This is a genomic window from Angustibacter peucedani (genome assembly GCF_054779595.1).
On record NZ_BAAGXY010000130.1, the window covers coordinates 1 to 5,728 of the forward strand.

The following is a 5,728-nucleotide window of genomic DNA, read 5'->3' on the forward strand; positions in this document are numbered from 1 at the left end:
CCGCCACCACGTGCACCTGCAGGCGCCCCTTGGCGGTGCGGACCGTGCCGCCGGTGGTGGTGATGTCGAGCAGCGGCCGGCCCACGACCTGCTGCAGCTGCTCGGTCGTCCACGGCTCGGCGTCGACGGGCTCGGACTCGACCTGGTTGGTCGTGGGCACCCAGTTGGTGCCCTGCGGGTTCTGGTCGACCGGCGTGCGCTGCACCGGCTGCACCAGCGCCTGCGTCGTGCCGAGCTGCTGCGGCAGCATCTCGGTCGGCGTCAGGCCGTTGGTCTCGTAGATCGTCGCGAACGTCGAGACGAGGAAGACGGGCAGGCCCACCATGACGACGACGAGCGCGTTGCGGCCCTTGGACCGCAGCACGTCGCGCCGGGCGATCCGCAGCGCGGGTCGCCAGCCGGACAGCCGGTTCACGCCTCGGGCTCCTGCTCGAGCAGGTGCTCGGCCTGCGTCGGGTCTCCGGTCGTGTCGACGACGACGCCGTCGCGCAGGAAGACCACGCGGTCGGCCCACGCGGCGTGCCGCGCCTCGTGGGTCACCAGCAGCCCGGCCGCCCCGGCGTCGACCCGGGCGCGCAGCACGCGCAGCACGGCCTCGCCGGTCTCGGAGTCCAGCGCGCCGGTGGGCTCGTCGGCGAGCACCAGGCGGCGGTCGCCGACCAGGGCCCGCGCGATGGCGGTGCGCTGCTGCTGGCCGCCGGACATCTCGTCCGGGAACCGCTCGGCCAGGTCGGCGACGCCCACCTCGTCGAGAGCGGCCCGGGCCTGGGTGCGCGCGGCACCGGCCCGGACGCCGTCCAGCTCGAGCGGGAGCATGACGTTCTCGACCGCGGTGAGCGCGGGGATGAGGTTGAGGTCCTGGAACACGTAGCCCAGGGACCGCCGGCGCAGGGCCGCGACCTGCGCGCGGTTCAGGCCGGACAGCGGCTGGCCCTCGACGTACACCTCGCCGGACGTCGGGCTGTCGAGCCCGCCGGCCAGGGTCAGCAGCGTCGACTTGCCCGAGCCGCTGGGGCCCATGACGGCGACGAGCTCGCCCGGCCGCACGGCCAGGGTGACCTCGCGCAGCGCGTGCACCGCGGTGTCGCCGCTGCCGTGCACCCGCGAGACGTCGCGCAGCTCGAGCACGGCGGTGCTCACGGCGCCCTGCTGCTCGCGCTGGGCGGCGGGGGCGGTCATCGCCGCACCTGCCCGACCTCGACGTCGGCCTCGACCTCGGCCGCGGTGCCGGCCGCCGTCACCGGTACCGGCGGCGCGGCCGTGAGGGAGCGGCGCAGCAGCCGGGCCTCCACGTGGTCGAGCCAGCGCACCTCGGCCTCGGCCGCGAACACCAGGTTGTCGAGCACGAGCAGCCAGGCGACGTCGTCCGCCTCGGTGGCCCGGGTCTTGAGCCGGGTGAGGTCCTGCAGCGAGCGCAGGGTCTGCGTGCGCTGGCTCTGGACCACGGCCGGGACGTCGACCCCGGGCACGGTCACCGCGAGCGCGAGCTTGATGGTCAGCTCGTCGCGCGGGTGCTCGGCCCGGTCGACCGGCGTCAGCCACCACCGGCCGACCGCGGTGCGGCCGTCGGTGGTGAGCTGGTAGGCGATGCGACCGTCCTCGTCCGGCCCCCCTGCGGCCTCGACGAGCCCGTCGCGCTCGAGCCGGCTCAGCGTCGAGTAGACCTGCCCGACGTTGAGCGGCCACGTGCCGCCGGTGCGTGCCTCGAACTCCTGGCGCAGCTGCGCGCCGTACATCGGGCGCTGCGCGAGCAACGCCAGCAAACCTTGTCGGATCGACATCCTGCTACCCCCTGCATACCGCGTATCCTGCCTGTGAGCAGCATGTATACGCGGTATTCATCGGGCCGTCAAGCACGTCGGCCACCGCGGCGGCGGGTTCAGAGGGTGAGCAGCAGCTTGCCGACGTGGGTCGAGCCCTCGAGCAGCCGGTGGGCGTCGGCGGCCCGCTCGAGCGGCAGCCGGTCGTGGACGACGGGCCGCACCGCGCCGTCCTCGACCAAGGGCCAGACGTGCTCGCGGACGGCCGCCACGATGGCCGCCTTCTCGTCGACCGGCCGCGCCCGCAGCGACGTGGCGATCACGGCCGCCCGCTTGCGCAGCAGCAGCCCGAGGTCGAGCTCGGCCTTGGCGCCGCCCTGCAGGCCGATGGTGACCTGCCGGCCGTTGGGCGCGAGCACCTCGACGTTGCGCGCCAGGTACTTGGCCCCCATGTTGTCGAGGACGACGTCGGCACCTCGCCCGTCGGTGGCGGCGCGGACCACCTCGACGAAGTCCTGCTCGCGGTAGTTGACGAGCACCTCGGCGCCGAGCGCCCGGCAGGCCTCGAGCTTCTCGGCCGAGCCCGCCGTCACCGCCACGCGCGCACCGGCGCGAGAGGCCAGCTGCACCGCCATGGTGCCGATGCCGCTCGACCCGCCGTGCACCAGCAGCAGCTCGCCCGGGCGCAGGCCTGCGGTCATGAAGACGTTGCTCCACACCGTGCACGCCACCTCGGGCAGCGCGGCGGCGTCGACGAGCGACACCCCGGACGGCACCGGCAGCAGCTGCCCGGCCGGCACCGCGACCAGCTCGGCGTAGCCCCCGCCCGCCATCAGCGCGCAGACCTCGTCGCCTACGGCCCAGCCCTCGACGCCCTCGCCGAGCGCCTCGACCGTGCCGCTGCACTCGAGCCCGATGTACTCCGACGCCCCGGGCGGCGGCGGGTAGTGCCCCTGCCGCTGCATGACGTCGGCGCGGTTGACCCCGGCCGCCGCCACCCGCACCAGCACCTCGCCCGGCCCGGCGACGGCGTCCGGGACCTCGCCCAGGGTCAGCACCTCGGGTCCGCCGGCCTCGGTCGTCGTGATCGCTCGCACGTCCTCGACCCTAGGACGACGCGCGCACCCGCGCGCGAGCGGCGGCGACGTCGTCCTCGGTGTCGACGTCCAGCGCGGCGTGCGGCGGGACGTCGACCCCGACCACGCGCCGTCCCTCCAGCAGCGAGCGCACCGAGCCGCCCGCGCGTCCCCCGGCCAGCACCGCGAGCCGGTGCACGCCGAGCAGCGGCTGGGTCACGCCCGCGCGGTCGAGCGCGAGCCAGGCGTCGGCGTCCGGCGTCGTCCCCACGGCGGCCAGCAGGGCGGGCACCGCGTCGCCCGCGAACGGCAGGTCGCCCGCCACCACCACGACCCGCCCGGACGTCGGCGGGCGGCCGAGCGCACGCGCCGCCGCGGCCAGCCCGGCCGCCGGACCGGCACCGACCGGCTCCTCCCGGCACCACCGCACCTCGTGGACGACGGCACGCACCGGTCCGACGAGCAGCAGCGGCACCCCGGGCAGCGCGCCGGCGAGCCCGTCGAGCAGGTGGTCGATCACCGTCGTCCCGCCGAGGTCGACGGCGAGCTTGTCGCGCCCGAGGCGCCGCGAGCCGCCGCCCGCGAGCACGACCGCGGCCCGCACCCCGCCGTCACCGGCACCACCCGGATGCACTCCCACCCCCGCAGTATCGCGAGCCCCTCGCACCACGCGACACGCCGGGACTGGGCCGAACGGGTGACACGGCACCGGCGCGCGTTCAATCCGGACCCCTCGCGGGCCGAAGAGCCTTGGACCGGCGACAGAGGGAAGGGCACCATGCTGCGTAACCGAGGGATCAGGACCAAGCTCCTGGCCGTCCTGGCACTACCGATCGTGGTTCTGATGATCGGCGCTGCCATCATCTCGACCCAGGGGTTCGTGCGCGCCGGCCAGGCGGCCAAGGTCGAGAAGCTCGCCAGCGGTGCGAGCGGCCTCGGTGAGCTGGTGCAGCGCATCCACCAGGAGCGCACGCTGGCCCTCACCGTGATCAGCGGCCAGGCCAACGGCAACAAGGTGAACGAGTTCAAGCGCGCCCAGGCCGCGACGGACGAGGCGATCACCGCGAACCGCGCCTTCATCGGCTCCCTCGACCTCAGCTCGCTGTCGACGCAGGCCGTCGAGGCCGTGTCGGCCTCCGAGGAGGCGCACAACAAGCTCGGCACCGTCCGCGCCGACATCGCCGCCGGCCACGCCCAGTCCGACCAGGTCGCCGCCCGGTACGACTCGATGATCGCCCTCGACGTCGCGCTCCCCCAGCGCATCGGCGACTCGCTGACCGACCGCCCCATCGGCCGCAGCCTCGCCGCCTACTCGGCCCTCGCGAACCTCGTCGAGCTGGCCAGCCAGGAGGCCGAGCTCGGCGCCCAGGTCGTCGCCCAGAAGGGCGTCGACCCGGCCACCGCCGTGCAGCTGTCGTCGCTGCAGGGTGTGCAGAACCAGGCCATCCAGACCTTCCGCCTGAACGCGACCGACGCGCAGTCCGAGGCCCTGGACGCCGCGCTCTACCAGCCGATCGACCAGCGCGCCGCCTTCACCAGCGAGCGCCTCGACATCGTCGCCAGCGTGCAGGGCACCCCGATCGCCACCAAGCAGGGCGAGTGGATCAAGAACTCGGCCGCCCGCGTGACGGCCATCCGCGCCCAGCTCGAGCCGCTCGCCGCCTCGACCGCGAAGAACGCCGCCGCGTCGGCCGCCGACGCCCGTCGTCAGGCCGTGCTGCTGCTCGGCCTCGGCCTGGCCGTCGTCGCGGTCCTCGTCGGCCTCGGTCTGGTCCTCGCCCGCGCCATGACCCGCCCGCTGCGCCGCCTGACCGTCACCGCCGGTGAGGTCGCGGAGGAGCTGCCGCGCATGGTCGAGCGCATGGCGACCCCGGGCGAGGGCCCGGGCATCCAGCTGCCGGAGATCGAGGTCGGCTCGAACGACGAGGTCGGCCAGCTCGCCCTCGCGTTCAAGAACGTGAACGACACGACCGTCCGCGTGGCCGAGGAGCAGGCCGCCCTGCGCGCCTCGATCGCCGAGATGTTCGTCAACGTCGCGCGCCGCAACCACGTCCTGCTCTCGCGCCAGCTGTCGTTCATCGACCAGCTGGAGCGCACCGAGGAGAACCCGGACACGCTCGACAACCTGTTCCGCCTCGACCACCTCGCGACCCGGATGCGCCGCAACGCCGAGTCGCTCATCGTCCTCGCGGGCATCGACGCCGGCCGTCGCCTGCGTCGTCCGATGCCCCTGTCGGACGTCATCCGCACCGCCGTGTCGGAGATCGAGCGGTACGACCGCGTCGACCTCGCGCTGCAGGCGGACCCGCCGCTCGTCGGCCACGTCGCGCTGACCACCGCGCACATGATCGCCGAGCTGCTGGAGAACGCGACCCAGTTCTCCAACCCCGACACCCGCGTCGTGACCGCGACCGCCTTCAGCAACTCCGGCGTCCGCATCACGATCACCGACCTCGGCCTGGGCATGACCTGGGACGAGATCACCGACGCCAACGCGCGCATCGCGAACCCGCCCGTCACCGACGTGGTCGGCTCGCAGCGCCTCGGCTTCTACGTGGTCGGCCGCCTGGCCCGCCGCCTGGACGCGACCGTGGCCCTGCGCCCGGGTCGCACCCAGGGCACCGTCGTCACGATCGACCTGCCGCCGGCGCTGTTCGTGCCGGGCTCGGTGACCGAGCTGCCGACCGTCGAGGTCGACGCCGCTCCGGTCGAGCGCGACGCCGTGCCGACCGCCCGCGAGGGCGGCCCGGTGCTGCCGCAGGCGCCCGTCGTCCCGCAGCTGCCCGAGGTGCCGGCCGCCGAGGTCGCCGCCGAGGTGCCGGCCGAGGCGCCGGTCGTCGAGGCTCCCGTCGAGGCGCCCGCGGCCGAGGCCGGCTCGTCGTCGCTGCCGCG

The 5,728-nt window shown here is 74.8% G+C and carries 5 protein-coding genes and 1 pseudogene; 1 reads left to right on the forward strand and 5 read right to left on the reverse strand.

Annotated features, from left to right (window positions below):
- The 5 genes and pseudogenes from ACYVJ4_RS17470 to mobA form a co-directional block, all read right to left on the reverse strand.
- Positions 1-415, reverse strand: a pseudogene (locus tag ACYVJ4_RS17470) (hypothetical protein); the annotation flags it as partial.
- The gene (locus tag ACYVJ4_RS17475) at positions 412-1,179 is read right to left on the reverse strand and encodes an ABC transporter ATP-binding protein (RefSeq protein WP_460461365.1); all 768 of its coding nucleotides are present in this window, start codon (positions 1,177-1,179) and stop codon (positions 412-414) included. The pseudogene ACYVJ4_RS17470 and the gene ACYVJ4_RS17475, both read right to left, overlap by 4 nt.
- On the reverse strand, positions 1,176-1,781 hold the full coding sequence (locus ACYVJ4_RS17480; protein ID WP_460461366.1) for a PadR family transcriptional regulator: 606 nt from the start codon (positions 1,779-1,781) through the stop codon (positions 1,176-1,178). The genes ACYVJ4_RS17475 and ACYVJ4_RS17480 overlap by 4 nt, the downstream gene beginning before the upstream one ends.
- A 98-nt stretch (positions 1,782-1,879) precedes the next feature.
- A complete protein-coding gene (locus ACYVJ4_RS17485) occupies positions 1,880-2,857 on the reverse strand; it encodes an NAD(P)H-quinone oxidoreductase (protein ID WP_460461367.1) in 978 nt (325 codons plus the stop codon).
- Positions 2,858-2,867: 10 nt separating this feature from the next.
- Positions 2,868-3,476 (reverse strand): molybdenum cofactor guanylyltransferase, encoded by a 609-nt coding sequence (mobA, locus tag ACYVJ4_RS17490; RefSeq protein WP_460461368.1) that lies wholly within the window; start codon positions 3,474-3,476, stop codon positions 2,868-2,870.
- Between the two features lie 204 nt (positions 3,477-3,680).
- On the opposite strand from mobA, the gene ACYVJ4_RS17495 reads away from it, so the two are divergent.
- The coding region (locus ACYVJ4_RS17495; protein ID WP_460461369.1) for a sensor histidine kinase at positions 3,681-5,728 on the forward strand (2,048 nt) is incomplete at its 3' end.